This window comes from Roseovarius halotolerans (assembly GCF_900172255.1).
Taxonomy (GTDB): Bacteria; Pseudomonadota; Alphaproteobacteria; order Rhodobacterales; family Rhodobacteraceae; genus Roseovarius; species Roseovarius halotolerans.
In genome coordinates, this window is the sequence record NZ_FWFU01000001.1 from 1,024,803 (window position 1) to 1,046,094 (window position 21,292).

Below are 21,292 nucleotides of genomic sequence, written 5' to 3' on the forward strand. Positions count from 1 at the left end.
GACGGAACATAAAAATGGGGGCGGGGAAACCGCCCCCTTGAGTGCCAACAGGGAAAAGGAAGAAGGACCATGACAACAGATCTGGCCGCCTATGCCGCCGAGCGCGGCGTCAAATATTTCATGATTTCGTTCACCGATCTTTTCGGGGGCCAGCGCGCCAAGCTGGTGCCCGCGCAGGCGATTGCCGACATGCAGGCGGACGGGGCGGGGTTCGCCGGTTTCGCGACCTGGCTCGACATGACCCCGGCGCATCCCGACATGCTGGCGGTGCCCGACCCCGACAGTGTCACGCAGCTGCCCTGGAACCCCGAGGTGGCCTGGGTGGCCGCCAACCCGGTGATGGAGGGCGAGGATGTCGCGCAGGCACCGCGCAACGTGCTGCGCCGCCTGATCGAGGAAGCGGCGAGCGAGGGGCTTCATGTCAAGACCGGGGTCGAGGCCGAGTATTTCCTGCTGACGCCGGATGGCAATGCGCTGAGCGATCCCTATGACACGGCGGAAAAGCCCTGTTACGATCAGCAGGCGGTGATGCGCCGCTATGACGTGGTGCGCGAAATCTGCGACTACATGCTGGACCTGGGCTGGGGGCCGTATCAGAACGACCACGAGGACGCCAACGGCCAGTTCGAGATGAACTGGGAATTCGACGATGTGCTGGTCACCGCCGACCGGCATTCGTTCTTCAAGTTCATGACCAAGTCGATCGCCGAGAAACACGGCTTTCGTGCCACCTTCATGCCCAAACCCATTGAGGGGCTGACCGGCAATGGCGCGCATCTGCATATCTCGGTCTGGGATGCGCCGGGCGCCGAGTCGAAGGTCAATGTGTTTGCCGATGACAATATGGAGCTGGGCCTTTCGGAAAAGGGGCGCAATTTCCTTGGCGGGATCATGAAACATGCCACCGCCATGGCGGCGATCACCAACCCGACCGTCAACAGCTACAAGCGGATCAACGCGCCGCGGACCAGTTCGGGGGCGACATGGGCCCCCAACACGGTGACATGGACCTCCAACAATCGCACCCACATGGTGCGCGTGCCCGGACCGGGGCGTTTCGAGCTGCGCCTGCCCGATGGCGCGGCCAACCCTTATCTGTTGCAAGCGGTCACGCTTGCCGCTGGTCTGGACGGTGTGCGCACCAAGGCCGATCCCGGCAAGCGCCATGAGATCGACATGTATGCCGAGGGTCACAAGGTGCGCGGCGCGCCGCAGCTGCCGCTCAACATGCTGGACGCGATCCGTGCCTATGACCGCAACAAGGTTCTCAAGGCAGCGATGGGCGAAGAATTCTCGCAGGCCTTCATCAAGATGAAGACCAAGGAGTGGAATTCGTTCGTGTCCCATTTCAGCCGCTGGGAGAAGGAAAACACGCTCGATATCTGAGCGGGCCGCGCTCGTCGCGGCGCGGTGCCGGGGGACAGGACGGGACATGAGTATTTCGGGCAAGATGAAGCCCGGGGGCCTGCGCGATGACGGCACGGGCCTGTCCATCTGCGAAACCGGCCCGGAAGGGGGCGGCTGAAACCTTTTGCGATGCTGCGCGTTGGGGTGACGGGTTGTGCGGCCCGTTTGCCGGGCAGCCGCGTCAGTGGCACTGCAAAAGGAGTTCGGATCATGAGACTAAGCCTGTTGTTCGCCTGCGCCTGCATGGCGGCATCCGCCGCAGGGGCCGAGAACCGCGCCGTTCTTCTGGGCGCGGGCAGCGATGCAAGCGATGAGACCGGAAGCGCGGGGATATCGGCAGCGGCCGAGGCGCTGGAGGGGGCCGGATTCAAGGTGGTTTCGGCTTTCGATTCCGAGATCGAGGCGTCGCGCGAATTGCTGGGCAGCCTGCTGAGCGAAGATGCGCCCGAGCGCAGCGTGATCCTGTTGAGCGGGCGGTTCGCCCATGCGGGCGGCGCGAGCTGGTATCTTCCCGGCGGGCTCGATGCGCCGTCGCTGGCCGATGTGGATGGCGCCGCGCTGTCGCTGGGCACGGTGATGGAGATCGCGGCCCGCTCGCCGGGCGGGGCCGTGGTGTTGCTGGGGGCGCGGACGCATGACACGCCGGAGGATGAGCGCGTGGCGCTTGGCACGGGCGTGACGGCGGGTCTTGGCAGGCTCGAGCCGCCGCAGGGCGTCACGGTGATCACCGGCACGATACCCGATATCGCGGATTTCGCCGGAACGCGGCTGGTCGAGCGGGGGCGCAGCGTGCCCGAGATGCTCGAGGGGGCGTCGGCGCTGGATGCTTACGGGTTCCGCTCGCCGCTCGTGACCTTTCTGCCGCGCGAGGTGTCCGCCACGCCTGACGCGGGCGACGAAGCGGCCGAGCGTGAGCGGCAGGCCTGGCAGGAGAGCCGGGAGACCGACACGATCGAGGCCTACAGGGCCTATCTGGAGGAGTATCCCGACGGTGCCTTTGCCGATGAAGCGCGCGCCGCGATCGACGGTTTCGCGCGCGATCCCGAGCGGATCGAGGCGGCTCTTGACCTGAGTTCCGATGCGCGCCAGCGGATCCAGCGCGACCTCGTGTTGATGGGCTATGAGACGCGCGGTGTCGATGGCATTTTCGGCCCCGGATCGCGCAGCGCGATCAGGCGCTGGCAAGGCGAGAACGGGTTCGAGGCGACGGGTTTCCTGACCGCGGCGCAGATCAGCGATCTCGACCAGATGGCCGAGGCGCGGCGCGCCGAGCAGGCCGAGGAAGAGCGCCGGCAGGAACGTGAGCGTGAGCGCGCCGATCGCGCCTATTGGGAGGATATCGGGCGCGGCCAGGACGAGGCGGGCTTGCGGGCCTATCTCGACCGTTACCCGGATGGCGCGTTTTCGGATGTCGCGCGGGCGCGTCTTGACGAGATCGAGGGCGCGAACGACCGCGCGGCGTGGGAGCGCGCCGAGGCGGAGGACACGCAAGCCGCCTATCGCCGGTATCTCGATGCGCATGAGGATGGCGCGTTTGCCGGGCGTGCGCGTGCGCGGCTCGAGGAACTGGTCGAAAGCGAAGCCGAGGCCGCCGACAAGGCTGCCTGGGAAGAGGCGCGCGAGGCCGATACCGCCCAGGCCTATGCGCGATACCTCGAAGATTTCCCGGAGGGGGCGTTTTCAGAGCGTGCGCGGCGGCGCCAGGCGGCGCTGACGGATGATGCGCCGGTCGATGATGGCGCCATATCCGAGGCGGAGGCGCGCCAGGCCGAGGCGGCGCTGGGGCTCAACCAGATTTCACGCAGCCTTGTCGAGGCGCAGTTGCTGGCGCAGGGGTTCAGCCCCGGACGCACGGAGGGGCAGTTCGATGGCAACACCCGCGCGGCGCTGGAGCGGTATCAGGAGGCGCGCGGGCTGCCGGTGACGGGCTATGTCGACCGCAAGACGCTGAACCGGATGATCGCGGACGGGCTGCCGCTGCCCCGCTGAGGGGGTGAGGCGCGTCTGGCGCAGGGCGCCCGCATCGGCGGGCGGCCTGGCCCTTGCGGGGCGCGTGACGGGTTCGGCTTCTGGAGGCGCTTCGCCAAGCCGCGAGAGGCCATGCGCATTTCCCTCGCAATGAAGGGGCTGCAAAGGCCGGAACGTCACCGCGCAGGCCTGGTTTGAGCTGCTCATCCGAATTCAGTGAAGATTACACGTTTGACACGCTCATGGCCCGCAATCGCGCCGCGCTCGAGATCACCGGCAATACCACTGGCGGCCCCGTCGACGCGATTTTCGGCGGGGCCGGTCGCGATTGAAGTTGCCGCAGCGGACCCCGAGCTTTCCAAGCTGGTTCTGATTGGGGCGGGTTGCATGACGCAGTGTGTCGGAACGCCTTGCAGCGTTGAACGCGAACCCTGAGAGCCTGTCTGCCGGGGCTTGTCGCGGTGGGCCTATCGCTTCAGATAGCGTTCCAGAACGATGGGCGGGATATGCCCGCGCAGCATCATGTCGGGCAGCACGTAAGATGGGGCCATGTCGATTTCGAGGGTTTCGGCCAGTGCCGCGTTGCGGGTGATATCAAGCAGGGTCACGCGCAGGTCGTGGGTCTGCGCCAGCGCGCGAAGATCCTCTTCGGCGCGGTTGCAATCGGGGCAGTCGGGCGCGGTGAAGAGCGCGATGCGCAGGGCGGCACCGGGCGGGCCGAAGCCGGGAAGGTCGGGGCCGAAAAGCGCCTGGTCACGTTCGGAGAGGCGTGCGAGATCCTGGTCGATGGCATCCTGGTAGACGCTGGTGACGGGCGGAGCGGACGGGGCGGGCGCATCCTGAAGGAGTTCGGGCAGCCCAAGGAGGGCCTCGCGAATCTGCTGGTGAAAGATCGCGCGTTCGGCGGGCGAAAGGCGCGTGAAATCGGTTTCGGCCACCGCCGCGCCAGGCGAGAGCGCAAGCAGAAGGCCCGCCGCAAGCGGCAGGCCCCGAAACGCTATCTGCAACCGGCGGCGCGGCATCAGCCGCGGATGTCGGCGACGATCTGCTGCATCGCGTCGAGCGGCACATAGCCGCGCAGCATCTGGTCTTCCATCACGAAAGAGGGCGTGCCGGTGATGTTGAGCCGCTGGCCCAGCGCGCGGTTCTTGTTGATCACTTCGGTCACCGCCTCGCTGCCCATCTCGGCAGCGATCGCATCGGCATCGAGGCCAAAACCTTCGGCAAGGCGCGCGAGCGCGGGCTCTGTAATGTCGCCGCGGAAGGTCATCAGCGCGTCATGCACCTGCTTGTAGCCCTCGTCGCCCGCCACGTTCAGGGTTGCGATGGCAAAGCGCGAGGCAAGCACGGATTGTTCGCCCAGGATCGGGAATTCCTTGACGATGAGGCGGATATTGCCATCCGTCTCGAGCAGGGACTCGACCTCGGGGAAGGCGCGTTTGCAGTAGCCGCAACGGTAATCCATGAACTCGACCAGCGTGATGTCGCCCTCGGGGTTGCCGCCGACCCAGGAATGGCCGTCATCGAAGAGCGCCCCGGCATTGGCCTTCACGAGGTCGCTGTCGCCGCGGGCCTGTTCCTCGGCCTGGCGCTTTTCGAGCACGGCGACCGCTTCCATGATGACTTCGGGGTTCTCAAGAAGGTAGGTGCGGATCTCGGCGCGGAAGGCGTCGCGTTCGGCGGCGCTCATGTCCTGAAGGTCGAAGGCCTGTGCGGGCATGGCCAAGGTGGCGGCCGTGAACAGCGCGCCCAGCGCTGTCAGCACGGTGGGAGGGGCGAATTTCATGGATGTCATCTCCGTTTGTTTTCAGCGGCTTTGGCGGCTGATAGCACATCCTGTGCACGCCGCCAGCCCGTAGAGCCGCGCGGCAAAAGGTCCGAGGCGCGTTGCGCGTGAATCCCGGCATCTTCGAGCCGTCCCATCATCGCGTAGCGTTCCGATGTCACCAGCGAGGCCATGCCGTTGTTGCCCTGACGGGCATGGGTCGCGGCAAGGTCGCGCATGACGCGGGCGTCGCGCCCGTCGCGGGCGCGGGATTTCTCGAGATATTGCTGGGCCTCGGCCACCTTGCCTTCGGCCATGAGGGCGCGCCCGTAGGAGCCCAGGATCAGCGCGTGATCCGGCGCGAGGTTCACGGCGCGGCCATAGGCGGCGGTGGCGGCGCGGAAATTGCGGCTTTCCATCAGGATCTGGCCCTTGAGTTCATAGAGGAACGGGTCCTTGGGGCGCAGGGCGATGGCGCGGTCGATGGCGGCCACGGCCTTGGAGGTCTGCGAGCTGCGGTGGTGGGCGACGGCCTGGCGCATCAGTTTCACATCCTCGTAACCGGATTCCCCGGCCCGTGTCAGCGTCCATTTGGGCGAACGCTGAAAGGCCGAGAGCTTGCCCTTGGCGCGGGCGAACCAGTAGTCGGATTCGGGATTGGCGCGGGCCTTGTCGGCATGGGCGTCGGCGAGGCGCTTGATCACGCGGAAGCGGTCGGCCGAAAGCGGGTGCGTGCGCGCGTAGGGGTCCTGACGGTATTGCGACAGTGCCTCCTGGCCGCGGAAGATGTCCATCATCTCGACCGCGCCCTGCGGATCGACCCCGGCGGCGGCCAGGTAGCGAAGGCCGGACTGGTCGGCGGCGTTTTCCTCGGCGCGGGTGTGGACGAAGAACAGCCGCTGCGCGGTGGTCTGCGCGCCAAGCGCGACGGCCCCCGCGGCTTCGCCGGCGCCTGCGGCGATGGCGGCGGCGGCGGCAAGCACCGACCCCAGACCGGCGGCGGTGCGGGCGTTGCGCATGTTGACCGGGCGGCGCACAAGGTGGCCATTGGTGATATGCGCCGCCTCATGGGCGATCACCGATTGCAGCATCGCGGCGTTGTTCATTTTCAGCATCAGGCCGGAATGGATGAAGATACTGTCGCGATCGACCACGAAGGCATTGAGATTGCGGTCGTCGATCAGCAGGATATCGACCCCCGTCGGGCTGAGGCCGGCGGCCTTGAGCACCGGCGCGGCCAGTTGCTTGAGCGCGTATTCGATATCCGGGTCGCGCAGCAGCGTGAGCGCACGCGCCGGGCTGGCGAGCGTCGTGGCGGTCAGGGCGAAGAGCCCGAGAAAGAGGCCGAGGGCGCGGAGAAGCTGCATTGACGGCGGGGCCTGTTCCAAGTGAAAGCTGGGCGTGACGGTGCCACTTTAGGAAGAAAGACATGCGGAACTCAACCCGGTCGAAGGTCGATCCCTTCATTGTGATGGACGTGATGGAAGCGGCGCGCAGTGCCGAAGCCGAGGGGCGCCACATCATCCACATGGAAGTGGGCCAGCCCGGCACCGCCGCGCCCGAGGGGGCACGCGCCGCGCTGACCCGTGCCATGCGTGAGGATGCGATGGGCTATACTGTGGCGCTTGGCCTGCCGGCGCTGCGCCAGCGCATCGCGCGGCTTTACGGGGAATGGTATGGCGTCGATCTCGATCCGGGGCGGGTCGTGATCACGCCGGGATCGTCGGGGGCGTTCATCCTGGCGTTCACGGCGCTGTTCGATGCGGGCGACCGGGTGGGAATCGGGGCGCCGGGCTATCCGAGCTATCGCCAGATCCTGCGCGCGCTCGACCTTGTGCCGGTGGATATCGAGACGGCGGCGGAAAACCGCCTGCAGCCGGTGCCGGGTGACCTGAAGGGGCGCGACCTCAAGGGGTTGATGGTGGCAAGCCCGGCCAATCCTTCGGGCACGATGCTGGGGCGCGCCGAGCTGGCGGACCTGATGGAGGCGGCGGCGGCGGAGGGCGCGAGCTTCATCAGCGACGAGATCTATCACGGGATCGAATACGAGGCGAAGGCCGTGAGCGCGCTGGAACTGAGCGACGAGGCCTATGTGATCAACTCGTTCTCGAAATATTTCAGCATGACCGGCTGGCGGGTGGGCTGGATGGTGGTGCCAGGCGATCATGTGCGGGTGATCGAGCGGCTGGCGCAGAACCTGTTCATCTGCCCGCCCCATGCGAGTCAGGTGGCCGCATTGGCGGCGATGGAGTGCGGCGAGGAACTGGAGGCCAACATGGCGGTCTATCGGCGCAACCGGGCGCTGATGCTGGAAGGGTTGCCCAAGGCCGGGTTCGACCGGATCGCGCCGCCTGACGGTGCCTTCTACGTCTATGCCGATGTCAGCCATATCACCGATGACAGCCGGGCCTTTGCCGCTGAAATCCTTGAAAAGGCCGGCGTGGCGGTGACGCCGGGGCTCGATTTCGATCCGGTGCGCGGGCGCGGGACGATCCGGTTCTCCTATGCGCGCGCCACGGCCGATATCGAGGAGGGGCTGGAGCGGCTGCGCCGTTTCATGGCGGCGCGCGGCGCGCTCTGAGCCGGGACGGCACGCGCGGGGCGCGGTGGGAAGGGGGCGCTGCCCCCGTCGCAGCGGGGCTGCGACTCCCCCAAGGTATTTTCAGCCAGATGAAGTCGGGGGCTGTGCAACCGGCGCGCGGGTCGTGTAGTCTTGCGCGCAAAGACGACCGGTTGAGCGGCGGGTGAGCGGATGATCAGGATAGTGTTGGCGGGGCTTCTTGGCCTTTGGGCCGGGTTGGCGATGGCGCAGGCGCGCGATTTCAGCGGCCTGGCGCGGGTGGACATGCAGGCGAGCGAGGTCAGGGCAGGCGAGGGCGGCGTGGTGATCGCCCTTGGTCTGAGCCAGGGCGTACCCTACCGGATCTTCACGCTGGATGCGCCCGAGCGACTGGTTCTCGATTTCAGGGAAGTGGATTGGAGCGGGGTCGAGCCGGGCGCGCTGATCGCGGGCGCGGCGGTGAAGGATGTGCGGGTCGGGGGATTCCGGCCCGGATGGTCGCGCATGGTGGTCGATCTGGCCGGACCGATGGCCGTCACGCGCGCGGGCATGAAGATCGACGACCTGAGTGGCGCGGCGCGCCTTGAGGTGGTGCTGAACCCGGTCTCGGCAGAAGCATTCGCGGCGGGTGCGGGTGCGCCGGCACTGCCGGGATGGGAGGCGCCGGGGCGCGGGCTCAAGTCCGAGAAGCGTCCGCGCCAGCGCGGCGAGGCGCCGCTGGTCGTGGTGCTCGATCCGGGGCATGGCGGGATCGATCCGGGGGCCGAGGTGGATGGCATGGCCGAAAAGGACATGATGCTGATCTTCGCACTGGAGCTGAAGGAAGAGCTGGTGCGTGCGGGCGGGTTCGACGTGGTGCTGACGCGGGAGGATGACAGTTTCGTCTCTCTGGAGCGGCGGGTGGCGATTGCCCACCGGATGGGAGCGGACCTGTTCCTGTCGCTGCATGCGGATGCGCTCAGCGAGGGGCGGGCGCATGGCGCCACGGTCTATACCCTGTCCGACAGCGCCAGCGACGAGGCCAGCGCCGCGCTGGCGGAGCGCCATAACCGCGCCGACATGCTGGCGGGAATCGACCTGAGCGGCAAGGACGACGTGGTGGCGGATGTGCTGATGGACCTCGCGCGGATGGAAACCCAGCCCCGCGCCGAGCGGCTGGCGGACGAGATCCGCGCGGCGATCGCGGCCAGGGGCCTGCCGCTGCATTCGCGCCCGCTGCGCCATGCCGGGTTCTCGGTGCTGAAATCGCCGGACATACCATCGGTGTTGCTGGAGCTTGGTTTCATGTCCAGCCCGCGCGACCTGGCCAACCTGGCCGATCCGTCGTGGCGCGCCGGCATGGCGGAGGCGCTGCGCGAGGGGCTCGACACCTGGCGGGATGCCGATGCGGCCGCCGCCGACCTGGTGCGGCAATGAAAAGAGCGGCGCCCCGCGCGTCCGGAAGATGTGTTTTGACGGCCTGCGGCGGGATGCCTATATGGTGCGGTGAAACCGAGCGGGGGCGGCTGTGCTCAGAGCGATAGGAACTTTTTTCGGCACGATCTTCAGCCTGGTCACCCTGGGCCTGATGCTGATCGCATTGAGCATTGGCGCGGTGCTGCACATCTATGGGCGCGACCTGCCGAGCCACGAGTCGCTGGCCAATTACAAACCGCCGACGATCAGCCGGATCTATTCCGGCGAGGGGCGGATCATCGACGAGTTCTCGCGCGAACGGCGCCTGTTCACCCCGGCCGAGGATATTCCGGTGCTGGTCAAGCAGGCCTTCATCAGCGCAGAGGACAAGAATTTCTATCAGCATGGCGGCTATGACGCGCGCGGCATCGCCGCGGCGATCTTCGAGGCGGTCCGCTCGCGCGGGGAAACCGTGCGCGGGGCCTCGACCATCACCCAGCAGGTGATGAAGAATTTCCTGCTGTCGGGCGACCGGCGCATCGAGCGCAAGATCAAGGAGATCATCCTGGCGACGCGGATCGAGGAGACGCTGAGCAAGGAGCGGATCCTGGAACTGTATCTCAACGAGATCTTCCTTGGTCAGAATTCCTATGGCGTGACGGCGGCGGCGCAGACCTATTTCAACAAGTCGCTGCGCGAACTTGCGCCCCACGAGGCGGCGTTCCTCGCGTCGATGCCCAAGGCGCCGTCGGATTTCCACCCGGTGCGCAATGCCGAGCGCCTTCTTCAGCGGCGCAATTTCGTGCTGCGCGAGATGAATGAGAACGGATATCTGGACGACGCCACGTATGAGGCCGAGGTGGCCGCGCCGCTGCGTTCGGTGCAGAATGGCGATTTCGAGCCCTACAGCGCCGAGCTGCCGCCGCGCGACTATTTCACTGACGAGATCCGCCGTCAGCTGAGCGAGGATTTCGGCGAGGGCGAATTCTTTGGCGGCGGGCTGAGCGTGCGCGCCACCATCGACCCCGAGATGCAGGCCGAGGCGGCGGTCGCACTGCGCCGGCAGCTGGAACAATATGACCGCGCGCGCGGCAAGTGGCGCGGCACCGGGATCGTGCTGCCCGAAGATGCGCTGGAGGACGGCGAGGAGGCCTGGCGCGAAGCGCTGGCGCAGGCCGGTGTGGCGCGGGATATCGAGCTGGACGGAACATGGTACCCGGCGGTGATCCTTGAGATCGAAGATCAGCAGATGCGTCTTGGCATCGAGGGTGTCGCACCCGACGCGGATGCGCCGCATGTGGTGCCGCGCGCCGATATCGGCTGGCTGCCGGGCAATTTCCAGGAGACGTTCGAGCGTGGCGAGGTCGTCTATGTCCGCAGGATGACGCGCGACGAGGATGGTACCTTCTTGCGCTGGACCCTGCGCCAGGTGCCCGAGGTCGAGGGCGGATTCGTGGCGATGGACGTGCATACCGGGCGGGTCCTGGCGATGCAGGGCGGGTTTTCCTATCAGCATTCGGTGTTCAACCGCGCGACCCAGGCCAAGCGCCAGCCGGGGTCGAGCTTCAAGCCGTTCGTCTATGCCGCCGCGCTGGACAGCGGTTACAGCCCGGCCACCATCGTGATCGACGCGCCGATCGAGATTGATACGCCGCAGGGGCTGTGGCGGCCGCGCAATTCGTCGAACAAGTTCTACGGGCCGACGCCGCTGCGCACCGGGGTCGAGCAGTCACGGAACCTGATGACCATCCGTCTTGCGCAGGAAGTGGGCATGGATGTTGTCGCCCGTTACGCCGAGCGTTTCGGGGTCTATGACAACATGGGCCAGTTTCTGGCCAACTCGCTGGGCTCGGAGGAAACCACGCTTTACAACATGGTGGCGGCCTATTCGATGTTCGCCAATGGCGGTGAGCGGGTCGAGCCGACACTGGTGGACCGTGTCCAGGACCGCGACGGGCGCACCGTCTACAAGCATGATCCGCGCGACTGCGTGGATTGCGGCGATGAAGCCATCCCCGAGACCCGCGGCCCGCGCATCGTGTCGAACCGCGAGCGGGTGATCGATGCGATCACGGCCTATCAGCTGACCTCGATGATGAAGGGCGTGGTCGATCGCGGCACGGCATCGGGGGCGATCAACCTGCCGGTGCCGGTGGCGGGCAAGACCGGGACCACCAATGATGCGCGCGACGTCTGGTTCGTCGGTTTCACCAGCAATATCGCCGCGGGCTGCTATATCGGTTACGACCAGCCGCGCGGCCTTGGCCGCGGCGCCTATGGCGCCTCGATGTGCGGGCCGGTCTTCCAGGAGTTCATGAGCGAGGCGATCAAGAAATACGGCGGCGGCCCGTTCGAGGTTCCGCCGGGCGGGCATTTCATCAAGATCGACCGTTATACCGGCGCGCGGCTGGCGGACGATTCGCAGGGTGAGTTCGTGGTGGCCGAGTATTTCCGTGACGGCGAGGAGCCGATCTTTGGCTTCAGCGTCTCGGGCGGCTTTGCGATGGGAACCGATCTGGAGCTGTTCGAGCGCGGCGAGAGCGAGCAGGTCAAGGAGGTCACCACGTCGACCGGGCGCACCGGGCAGGTCGGGGGCAAGGCCAGCTTCGGCTCGATGAGTTCGGGCGGGCTTTACTGATAGCCGGGTGATCTTGCCGGGGCCTCGTGGCTGCGCTATCACCCGCATCCGAGCCAGATCAGGGACATATCCATGCGCGCCGAAATCCAGACCGTCGTTTCCGAGATCGAGAATTCGCTGGAGCTGTTGCGTCAGCGGATGGGATGGGAGACCGCGCAGCACCGGCTCGAGGAGTTCAACGCGCGCGTCGAGGACCCGAACCTCTGGGACGATCCGGCCAAGGCGCAGAAGCTAATGCGCGACCGGCAGGCGCTGGTCGATGCGATCGAGACACACGACTCGATCAGCCGCGACATGCGCGACAATATCGAGTTGATCGAACTGGGCGAGATGGAGGGCGACAGCGAGGTGATCGGCGAGGCCGAGACCACGCTCAAGGCGCTTGCCCGCAAGGCGGCCGCCAAGGAGCTGGAGGCGCTGCTGGATGGCGAGGCCGACGGCAATGACACCTTCCTCGAAATCAACGCCGGGGCCGGTGGCACCGAAAGCTGCGACTGGGCCGCGATGCTGGCGCGGATGTATGTGCGGTGGGCCGAAAGCCACGGCTACACCGTCGAGTTGCAATCCGAAAGCTCGGGCGATGAGGCGGGGATCAAATCGGCCGCCTACAAGATCAGCGGGCATAACGCCTATGGCTGGCTCAAGTCGGAATCCGGCGTGCATCGCCTGGTGCGGATCTCGCCGTTCGATTCGGCGGCGAAGCGGCATACGTCGTTCTGCTCGGTCGGGGTCTATCCGGTGGTGGATGACAATATCGAGATCGAGGTGAACCCGTCCGATATCCGGGTGGACACCTATCGCAGTTCGGGCGCGGGCGGGCAGCATGTGAACAAGACCGACTCGGCGGTGCGGATCACCCACCATCCGACCGGCATCGTGGTCACCAGTTCCGAGAAATCCCAGCACCAGAACCGCGATATCGCGATGAAGGCGCTGAAGTCGCGGCTTTACCAGCTGGAGCTGGACAAGCGCAACGAGGCCATTGCCGAGGCCCACGAGGCCAAGGGCGATGCCGGGTGGGGTAACCAGATCCGCTCTTATGTGCTGCAGCCCTACCAGATGGTGAAGGATCTGCGCACCGGGGTCGAGACCAGCGACACCAAGGGCGTTCTGGATGGCGATCTCGATCAGTTCATGGCCGCGACGCTGGCGATGAACGTCAGTGGCAAGTCGCGGGCCGAGGCGCAGGGCGAGGCGTGAGGCGCCGGTGGGGGTTTTGCACCCCCACACCCCCGCAGAGTATTGTCGGCAAGATGAAGCAGGGCGCCCGCAGCCGGTCGCCGGGGCGGGAGGAAAGACATGGATGAGGTTCTGACCCTTTCGGCGCGCGCGCAGGCGGCGCGGATCGCGGGCGGTGAATTGAGCGCCGAGGCACTGATGCGCGCCACACTGGAGCGGGTGCGGGAGGTGAACGGCGCGCTCAATGCCATCGTGTCGCTGCGCGACGAGGCGGATCTGCTGGAGGAGGCGCGCAGGGCCGACGCGGAACCGGCGCGCGGTGCGCTGCACGGGTTGCCCGTGGCGGTGAAGGATCTGTCGAACGTGGCCGGATTGCCGACTTCGAAGGGGTCGCCGGCGCTGGCGGGCCAGATCGCGGCGAGCGACGACCTTCATGTGGCGCGGATGCGCGCCGCCGGAGCGATCGTGATCGGAAAGACCAACACGCCGGAATTCGGGCTGGGCAGCCATACCTTCAACCCGGTGCATGGCGTGACCTGCAACCCCTATGAGAAGACGCGCAGCTGTGGCGGCTCGTCGGGGGGTGCGGCGGTGGCGCTGGCGGCGCGGATGCTGTCGATCGCGGATGGATCGGACATGATGGGCAGCCTGCGCAATCCGGCGGGCTGGAACAATGTCTACGGGATGCGCCCGAGCTGGGGATTGGTGCCGGGCGAGCCGGCGGGGGATACGTTCCTGCACCAGCTGTCGACTCTGGGGCCGATGGCGCGCGACCCCGGCGATCTGGCGCTGCTGCTGGGCGTCATGGCGGGGCCGGATGCGCGCCAGGCGCACGGGGTGGCGGCACCGGATCTGACGCCGGACCCTGCCGCGAAGATCGCGGGGCGGCGGATCGGCTGGCTGGGCGATTGGGGCGGGGCCTTTGCGATGGAGGCGGGTATCATGGACCTGGGCCGCGCGGCCTGCGCGGTGTTCGAGGAACTGGGCTGCGTCGTCGAGGACGTGGCGCCGCCGTTCAGCCGCGATGCGCTTTGGGAGAGCTGGACCGCTCTCAGAAGCTGGTCAGTGGCCTGTAACCTGTCGCCGCTGCTGGAATCGCCCGAGACACGGGACCGCCTGAAGCCGGATGCCATATGGGAGATCGAGCGCGGGCGCGCGATGAGCGGCCTGGATGTGCACCGCGCCAGCGTGATCCGGTCGCAATGGTTCACGCGCGCCGCCGAACTGTTCGACCGGTATGACGCGCTGGTGATGCCGACGGCGCAGGTCTGGCCGTTTCCGCTTGAATGGGCGTGGCCACGCGAGATCGCGGGGCAGGCGATGGACAGCTACCATCGCTGGATGGAAGTCGTGGTGCCCGCGAGCCTGGCGGGCCTGCCCGCGTTGGCGGTTCCGGCGGGCTTTGGCGTCGGCGGGCTGCCGATGGGCGTGCAGCTGATCGGGCGGCGCGGCGCGGATCGCGGGCTTCTGGATCTGGGGCAGGCCTATCACGAAGCGACGCGCTGGCCGGAGCGAAACCCTGTCGAAAGCTGATCACGAAATGCATCTTTGCGCAGCGCGCGGGCTTGGCTAGGCTCGCGTCAGCAGGAGGAGTGCGAGTGATGGATGAAAGCAAGCCGCTTGGCGTGCCTGAGCTGGGACCGGTGACATTCGCGATGCTGGGGGAGGCGCTCAGGCGTGGCTGGGAGGACATGCGGCGCGCGCCGGGCTATGCCGTGATCTTTGCCGGTGTCTATGTGATGATCGGCTGGATCATGGCATGGGTTACCTGGGTGACCGGGCAGAGCTATTGGCTGATCTTCGCTGCGGTCAGTTTCCCGTTGATCGGACCTTTCGCGGCGGTGGGTTTCTATGAGGTGAGCCATCGGCGGGAAATGGGCGCGCCGCTGGAGCCGGGGGCGATCTTCGGGGTGGTCCTGACACAGAGCCGGCGGCAATTGCCGTCGATCTGCGCGGTGATCGTCTTGTTGTTCCTGTTCTGGTTCTTTCTGGCGCATATGATCTTTGCGCTGTTCATGGGGTTTTCGACCATGACCAACGTGTCGAGCTCGTTCGAGGTTCTCATGACCCGCGAGGGGCTGAGCATGCTGGGGTTCGGGACCCTGGTGGGAGCGGCTTTCGCGCTGTTGCTCTACATGATCACGGTGGTCTCGCTGCCTCTGTTGCTGGATCGGGAGGTGGACTTCGTGACCGCCATGATCAGCAGTTTCCAGACAGTGATGGGGAGCCCGCTGCCGATGCTGGCCTGGGCGGCCTTCATCGCGGCGCTGACATTCGTCGCGCTGATACCGGGGTTCCTTGGTCTGTTCATCACCCTGCCGCTTCTGGGGCATGCCACGTGGCATCTTTACCGTCAGATTTGCAAGGCGGGGGGCACCTGCTAAGGTGCAAGGCCTGCCTCTGATGGCGCGCGGAAGATGAGGGTCGGACATGGCGGATACGCAATTCTGGGACCGGGTCGCAAGGCGTTACGCGGCGCGCCCCATCGGCAATATGGCGGCCTATGAAACCACGCTGGCGCGCGCGCGCGCCTGGCTGCGCGAAGAGGACAGGGTGCTGGAGCTGGGTTGCGGCACCGGCAGCACGGCATTGTTGCTGGCGCCGGATGTCGGGCACCTGATCGCCAGCGACCTTTCGGGCGGAATGATCGCGGTCGCAGATGAGAAGCTGGCCGATTTCGAGGGTGACAACCTCGAGTTCCGCCGGAGCGATGCGTTTGACGAGAGCTTTGGGCCGGGCAGTTTCGATGCGGTGCTGGCCTTCAATTTCCTGCATCTGCTGGATGACATGAACCCGACGCTGGCGCGGGTGCAGGCGCTGTTGAAACCCGGAGGGCTGTTCATCAGCAAGACGATCTGCCTTGGGCGTCACGCCTGGCATTTCAGGGCGCTGATCGGGGTGATGCGCCTGTTGGGCAAGGCGCCGCCTTTCTTGCAGTTCATCGGCCCGGAGGATGTTCAGGGCGCGATGCGCGCCGCCGGGTTCGTGATCGAGGAAACCGGCGATTACCCGGCGCGTCCGCGCGCGCATTTCATCGTCGCGCGCAAACCGGCCGATGCGGCGGCAAGCTGACGATCAGCGCGGCCCGTCGCGGTAGTGGCGCAGCACGAACAGGCGGATCGCCGATGCGAGGCCCGTATCCACCCCGCGCGCCGCGTCGATTTCGGCGGCGAGCGCGTTGAGGGGCTGACCGCGCGCAGCGGCGATGGCGCGAAAGGCCTGCCAGAACTCGTCTTCGAGCGACACGCTGGTGCGATGACCATGAAGGGTCAGCGAGTGTTTCACCGGGCGGGCATTGACGGGATCCGACATCATCTGGCGTTTCGCGCTGGCGTCATTCGTCGTCGTCGCGCCTGTGGGCCTCGTGATCCTGAAGCACCTTGTCGCTGCGCGCCGCATCGAGCGCGCGGTCGGCCTTGCTGCGGCCATGACGGGCGGCGTTCTGATCGGCCTGCTCTCGCTTGGCGGCGCGGGCGCGTTGCTTGCGGATCTTGTTGAGGTTGATGACCTTGCTCATGGGGCCAAGCATACCGGCTTGGCGCCGTTCGTCCACAGGTTTGAGAGGCGAGGGCGGGCCGCTCCGAAGGGCGGCCCGCCGTTTCGATGGTGTATCAGTCGCGCGGGCCGATCATCTGTTCGGGGCGCACGACGCGCTCAAAGGTCTCTTCGTCGACGAAGCCGAGGCTGATCGCCTCTTCCTTGAGGGTGGTGCCGTTCCTGTGCGCGGTCTTGGCGACCTTGGTGGCGTTGTCATAGCCGATTTCGGGCGCAAGGGCCGTTACCAGCATCAGGGACTCGCGCATCAGCTTGCCGATGCGGTCCTCGTTGGCCTCGATCCCGTTCAGCATCCTTTCGGTGAAGCTGTCGGTCGCGTCGCCCAGAAGCTGGATCGACTGCAGGAGGTTATAGGACATCATCGGGTTGTAGACATTGAGTTCGAAATGCCCCTGTGAGCCGGCGAACTTGATGGCGGCGTCGTTGCCCATGACATGGGCGGCCACCTGGGTCAGGGCCTCGGCCTGGGTGGGGTTCACCTTGCCGGGCATGATAGAGGAACCGGGTTCGTTCTCGGGCAGGATCAGCTCGCCAAGGCCCGAGCGCGGGCCGGAACCCAGAAAGCGGATGTCGTTGGCGATCTTGTAGCAGGAGCCGGCCACGGTCGCCAAAGCGCCGGACATGAACACCATCGCGTCATGGGCGGCGAGGGATTCGAACTTGTTGGGCGCGGTGACGAAGGGCAGGCCGGTGATCTCGGCCATGTTGGCGGCGACGGTTTCGCCCCAGCCCTTGCGGGTGTTGAGCCCGGTGCCGACGGCGGTGCCGCCCTGTGCCAGTTCGTAGATGCCGGGCAGGGCGGCGTTGACGCGCGCGATGCCCTGGCGGATCTGCTGGGCATAGCCCGAGAATTCCTGTCCCAGCGTCAGCGGCGTGGCGTCCTGCGTATGGGTGCGGCCGATCTTGATGATGTCCTTGAACTGTTCTTGCTTGGCCTCGAGCCCGCGGAGCAGTTTTTCAAGGCCGGGCATCAGCACGTCGCGCAGGCTCATGGCGGTGGCGATATGCATCGCGGTGGGGAATGTGTCGTTCGAGCTTTGCCCCATGTTGCAGTGATCGTTGGGATGGACCGGATCCTTGGAGCCGATCTTGCCGCCGAGAATTTCGATGGCGCGGTTGGCGATCACCTCGTTGGCGTTCATGTTCGACTGGGTGCCGCTGCCGGTCTGCCAGACCACGAGGGGGAAGTTGTCGTCGAACTTGCCGTCGATCACCTCGCCTGCGGCGGCGATGATGGCGTCGGCCAGTTTCGGATCGAGCGCGCCGCTTTCCTTGTTGGCCTGCGCGCAGGCCTTCTTGATGACGCCGAGCGCGCGCACGATGGCGACGGGCTGGGTTTCCCAGCCGATGGGGAAGTTCATGATCGAGCGCTGTGTTTGCGCGCCCCAGTATTTATTGGTCGGAACCTCGAGCGGGCCGAAGCTGTCGGTTTCGGTGCGGGTGGCGGTCATGGATGGATCTCCCTCGCGAAAAAGGCCGCCCCCCTCATAGCGGACGGGGCGGAAAGATCAATGATGTATGCAATGGAATACCGCCAACGGTCCGGCGGCGCGCCGGGATCAGAAAAAGACGGTGCTATTTTCGGAAACTGTCGAGGCTGACCACGTCGGCCTGGCCATTGGTGGGGGCGGCGGTGTCGTGCTCGTCTTCATCGAAATCGGGATCGTCATCGGCGTCGCCCTCGAGCCCGTCGTCGTCATCCTGCGAATCGAACCGCAGACCGAATTCGACCGACGGATCGACGAAGGTCTTGATCGCGTCGTAGGGGATATAGAGCGTCTCGGGCGCGTCGCCGAAATTGAGGGTGATCGAGAAGCCGTCAACGGTCACGTCGAGATCATCGAACCAGTGCTGCATCACGACCGTCATTTCCGAAGGATAGCGTTCCTTCAGCCAGTCGGCGAGGCGTGCGTCGGGATGGGTCGTATCGAAGGTGATGAAGAAATGATGCGCGCCCGGAAGGCCGTTATCCTGGACACCGACAAGGACGCGCTGAATCAATCCGCGCATCGCCTCGTGCATCAGTTTTCCATAATCGATCGATCGAGACATCTGTTTCCCGAACCTCCTGAATTTCAGCATAAGGGATTCGAACCAAAACGAAAGGCCCTCTTGCGCGGTTTCACCCCAGAAGATGCAAGCCGCCCGCTGCCGCCGCCATCAGGGCCAGACCGACGATCATGGGCAGGCGCAGGACCAGAAGAAAGACACCCGCGAGCACCACCAGGGCGGCGTTGAGCGGCAAAAAGCCGGCAAGGTCGGGGCGCGGCCCGATGGGGGTGCGCACGACCGTGTCGAACAGCACATGCAGCGCGAACCAGACCGAAAGATTGAGGATCACGCCGGTTACCGCCGCCGATATACCCGAAAGCGCGCCCTTGAGGCGCGGACGCGCCAGCAGAGCCTCGACATAGGGCGCACCGGCGAAGATCCAGAGAAAGCACGGTGTGAAGGTGACCCAGAGCGTCAGCGCCCCCGCAAGGAGCGCCAACGGTATGCCGCCCTGTGCGAATCCCGCCAGCAGGCCGACGAACTGGGTCACGAGGATGAGCGGCCCCGGCGTGGTTTCCGCAAGTCCCAGCGCATCTATCATCTGCGGTGTGGTCAGCCAGCCGTGGGTTTCGACAACGGCCTGGGTCATGTAGGCGAGGACGGCATAGGCGCCGCCGAAGGTAACTACGGCAAGTTGCGAAAAGAACAGCGCGATTTCCGTCAGAAAACTCGCGCCCATCGCCCAGGCCAGCAGGATCGGCGCCGCCCAGAGCGTGCCCCAGAGAGCCACGGTGCCAAATGTCTGCGTGATGGGAACCCGTGCGGGTGGGACAGTGGCGGCCGTGGCCGCGGAGGCATCGGCGCGGGCAAGGCCCCATAGCGCCGCGCCAAGTATGATGATCGGGAAGGGCACCGACAGAAAGAACATCGCGGCGAAGGCCATGAGCGCCAGACACCAGTCATCCCATCCCGACAGCGCGCGGCGCGCGAGCGAGAGGAGCGCCTGAAGCACGATCACGACCACCGCCGCCTTGATCCCGGCGAAAACCGCCTGGATCACCGGCATCTGGCCGTAGCTTGCGTATCCCAGCGCAAGGCCGAGGATGACGAGCGCCCCCGGCAACACGAAGAGCAGCCCTGCGATCAAGCCGCCGCGCACCCCGCGCAGCCGCCAGCCCGCGTAAGTGGCAAGCTGCATCGCCTCGGGGCCGGGCAGCAACATGCAGAAGGACAGGGCGCCGAGAAACTGTTTTTCTTCCAGCCACTTGTGGCGGAGGACCAGTTCATTGTGCATCAGGGAAATCTGCGCCGCAGGGCCGCCGAAAGAGAGCAAGCCGATGCGGCCGAAGACGCGCACGAGATTGACGAGGCCTAGTCCCATGCAAGCGTCATACCGTGCTGCAAGGTAAATTCAAGAGCTTTCACGGATGTCGTAAAAACATCATGAAAACATGAACTTGCATTGTGTTGTGAAGGTAAGGTGCAGGCTTCTGTTGCCAGGTGCCTGCGAACCCCGCCAGACCTTGCTAGAGGACTGGGCTTAAGATTTCGGTCTTGTTACTGCTTACGCAGCAACGGCGACCGGAGCACGATTGTCGTTGGCAATTATGCTTTAGCGAACCGATAACGGTGGTATCTCACCGGGACAAAGCTAACCCCTTTAGACGTTCGTCGATCCTGTTTCGGCCCCAAAACCACCTCCAACGAAAGGTTTATTGGTGGAGCCGCCGGGTACCGCCCCCGGGTCCGATCCGCTTATTACGAGCGCGTTTATGTCCATAGTCCCCGAAGGGACACTGTGAATATAGGTGGGGTCGTGCGATTTGCAAAGGGGAGAGTTGCAGGGTCGGCGCGGCCCGCGAAGGCCGCGCCGTAATCGGGCGAGATTACATCGCCGGCATGATGGTGATGTCGCGGATCGTGCCTTCGACGCCTTCGATCATGCCCTTGCCGGTGGCCGCGCCGGTTTCGAGATCGACCGAATAGAGCATGTTGCCATTGACGAGCCAGGGCATGTTGTTGCCCTCGCTGTCGGTGGCGACGTCAAAGGCGTATTCGGCGGCGGGATCGTCGATGCCGAGCTTACCGATCGCGCTGAGCGTGCCGTCATTGGGCGAGACCTGCTGGATCACCGCGACAATAGTCGAGTCGATGTCGAACATGCTGGTGGAATCAGGCTTGCCATAGCTGTTGATGTAGGCGGCGGCGACGATGGCGGTCTTTTCGCCGACATGCATATCGCCCTCCTGCCAATTGAGGCTGCCATCGACGGTCACGGCGCCGCTATCCACGTCTACCCGGTGGTTGGTGGTGCCGGTCATGAAGCGAAGCTTGTCGGCGGCCGGGTTGAAATCGACGATCACCGGCGTGTCGCCGAGGGGCAGCGGTTTGTCCATGCTCGACATCTTCGTCGCGGCGCCGGTGCGCGGGTCGATGCTGACGACGGTCATGTCGGGGGTGACGCCCACAAGCGTCTGGTTCGAGGGGCGCAGGTCGATACCAAGAAGGCTGTCGACGCCCGAGACCTCCATCGTGCCGCTGACCTCGCGGCTGTCGGTGTCGAACATGACCAGTGTCTTGTCGCCGACCAGCCCGATGGCGGGTGCGCCGATGGCGGCGGACATCGAAAGCGTCAAGGCGGTGGTGGTCATTGCTGCAATGCGAAACATGGTGAAAATCCTCTCTCGTGGTTCAAGCCGGGCACGACGCGAGCCGCCGTCCCTGAACCCGAAGACACGCCGGGGCGGGAATTGGATGCAGGAAAGTGAAATTTATTCTGCATCCAGTGCGGCGCGGCGCGTGTCTGTCATGGGAATGGAGAAAAAAATGCCGG

The 21,292-nt window shown here is 65.6% G+C and carries 18 protein-coding genes and 1 other RNA gene; 9 read left to right on the forward strand and 10 right to left on the reverse strand.

What is annotated here, in order from left to right:
* Nucleotides 1-69 precede the first annotated feature (69 nt).
* Entirely contained in the window at nt 70-1,386 is a 1,317-nt protein-coding gene (gene glnT, locus ROH8110_RS05020; RefSeq protein WP_085816594.1) for a type III glutamate--ammonia ligase, read from the forward strand.
* Between the two features lie 231 nt (nt 1,387-1,617).
* Nucleotides 1,618-3,396: a peptidoglycan-binding protein gene (locus ROH8110_RS05025; RefSeq protein WP_139837384.1), complete on the forward strand. Its 1,779-nt coding sequence runs from the start codon at nt 1,618-1,620 to the stop codon at nt 3,394-3,396.
* 446 nt (nt 3,397-3,842) lie between these two features.
* On the opposite strand, the gene ROH8110_RS05030 is transcribed toward ROH8110_RS05025, so the two are convergent.
* Genes ROH8110_RS05030 through ROH8110_RS05040 form a run of 3 tightly spaced genes read right to left on the reverse strand, consistent with a single transcriptional unit; the run spans nt 3,843 to nt 6,507 of the window.
* Nucleotides 3,843-4,397: a glutaredoxin family protein gene (locus ROH8110_RS05030; protein WP_121143618.1), complete on the reverse strand. Its 555-nt coding sequence runs from the start codon at nt 4,395-4,397 to the stop codon at nt 3,843-3,845.
* Nucleotides 4,397-5,161, reverse strand: a complete 765-nt coding sequence (locus tag ROH8110_RS05035; protein ID WP_085817016.1) for a DsbA family protein — start codon at nt 5,159-5,161, stop codon at nt 4,397-4,399. The genes ROH8110_RS05030 and ROH8110_RS05035 overlap by 1 nt, the downstream gene beginning before the upstream one ends.
* A gap of 5 nt (nt 5,162-5,166) precedes the next feature.
* Nucleotides 5,167-6,507, reverse strand: a complete 1,341-nt coding sequence (locus tag ROH8110_RS05040) for a M48 family metalloprotease (RefSeq protein WP_085816596.1) — start codon at nt 6,505-6,507, stop codon at nt 5,167-5,169.
* A 62-nt stretch (nt 6,508-6,569) separates the two neighbouring features.
* Between ROH8110_RS05040 and ROH8110_RS05045 the strand changes: the two genes are divergently transcribed.
* The 7 genes from ROH8110_RS05045 (at nt 6,570) to ROH8110_RS05075 (ending at nt 15,984) form a co-directional block, all read left to right on the forward strand.
* Entirely contained in the window at nt 6,570-7,721 is a 1,152-nt protein-coding gene (locus tag ROH8110_RS05045; protein ID WP_085816597.1) for a pyridoxal phosphate-dependent aminotransferase, read from the forward strand.
* 171 nt (nt 7,722-7,892) lie between these two features.
* Complete coding sequence (locus ROH8110_RS05050) at nt 7,893-9,116, forward strand: N-acetylmuramoyl-L-alanine amidase (protein ID WP_085816598.1); 1,224 nt, start codon at nt 7,893-7,895, stop codon at nt 9,114-9,116.
* A gap of 91 nt (nt 9,117-9,207) precedes the next feature.
* Nucleotides 9,208-11,733, forward strand: a complete 2,526-nt coding sequence (locus tag ROH8110_RS05055) for a penicillin-binding protein 1A (protein WP_085816599.1) — start codon at nt 9,208-9,210, stop codon at nt 11,731-11,733.
* Between the two features lie 72 nt (nt 11,734-11,805).
* Nucleotides 11,806-12,933 (forward strand): peptide chain release factor 2, encoded by a 1,128-nt coding sequence (gene prfB, locus ROH8110_RS05060; RefSeq protein ID WP_085816600.1) that lies wholly within the window; start codon nt 11,806-11,808, stop codon nt 12,931-12,933.
* Nucleotides 12,934-13,032: 99 nt separating this feature from the next.
* A complete protein-coding gene (locus tag ROH8110_RS05065; RefSeq protein WP_085816601.1) occupies nt 13,033-14,445 on the forward strand; it encodes an amidase in 1,413 nt (470 codons plus the stop codon).
* 68 nt (nt 14,446-14,513) lie between these two features.
* The gene (locus ROH8110_RS05070) at nt 14,514-15,296 is read left to right on the forward strand and encodes a DUF2189 domain-containing protein (protein ID WP_085816602.1); all 783 of its coding nucleotides are present in this window, start codon (nt 14,514-14,516) and stop codon (nt 15,294-15,296) included.
* Between the two features lie 46 nt (nt 15,297-15,342).
* Nucleotides 15,343-15,984 carry a class I SAM-dependent methyltransferase gene (locus tag ROH8110_RS05075; RefSeq protein ID WP_085816603.1) on the forward strand — a complete coding sequence of 214 codons (642 nt, stop codon included), beginning with the start codon at nt 15,343-15,345 and terminating at the stop codon, nt 15,982-15,984.
* A 3-nt stretch (nt 15,985-15,987) separates the two neighbouring features.
* Here ROH8110_RS05075 and ROH8110_RS05080 read toward each other — a convergent pair whose 3' ends face one another.
* The 7 genes from ROH8110_RS05080 to ROH8110_RS05110 form a co-directional block, all read right to left on the reverse strand.
* Nucleotides 15,988-16,224: a ribbon-helix-helix domain-containing protein gene (locus ROH8110_RS05080; RefSeq protein WP_085817017.1), complete on the reverse strand. Its 237-nt coding sequence runs from the start codon at nt 16,222-16,224 to the stop codon at nt 15,988-15,990.
* A 22-nt stretch (nt 16,225-16,246) separates the two neighbouring features.
* Complete coding sequence (locus tag ROH8110_RS05085; RefSeq protein WP_085816604.1) at nt 16,247-16,429, reverse strand: DUF4169 family protein; 183 nt, start codon at nt 16,427-16,429, stop codon at nt 16,247-16,249.
* A gap of 94 nt (nt 16,430-16,523) precedes the next feature.
* Nucleotides 16,524-17,918: a class II fumarate hydratase gene (gene fumC / locus ROH8110_RS05090; RefSeq protein WP_085816605.1), complete on the reverse strand. Its 1,395-nt coding sequence runs from the start codon at nt 17,916-17,918 to the stop codon at nt 16,524-16,526.
* Between the two features lie 124 nt (nt 17,919-18,042).
* Entirely contained in the window at nt 18,043-18,519 is a 477-nt protein-coding gene (locus ROH8110_RS05095; protein ID WP_085817018.1) for an SspB family protein, read from the reverse strand.
* A 70-nt stretch (nt 18,520-18,589) separates the two neighbouring features.
* The gene (chrA, locus tag ROH8110_RS05100) at nt 18,590-19,840 is read right to left on the reverse strand and encodes a chromate efflux transporter (protein WP_085816606.1); all 1,251 of its coding nucleotides are present in this window, start codon (nt 19,838-19,840) and stop codon (nt 18,590-18,592) included.
* Nucleotides 19,841-19,938: 98 nt separating this feature from the next.
* Nucleotides 19,939-20,293: a transfer-messenger RNA gene (ssrA, locus tag ROH8110_RS05105) on the reverse strand.
* A 52-nt stretch (nt 20,294-20,345) separates the two neighbouring features.
* Nucleotides 20,346-21,128 (reverse strand): DUF4394 domain-containing protein, encoded by a 783-nt coding sequence (locus ROH8110_RS05110; RefSeq protein WP_085816607.1) that lies wholly within the window; start codon nt 21,126-21,128, stop codon nt 20,346-20,348.
* Nucleotides 21,129-21,292 lie beyond the last annotated feature (164 nt).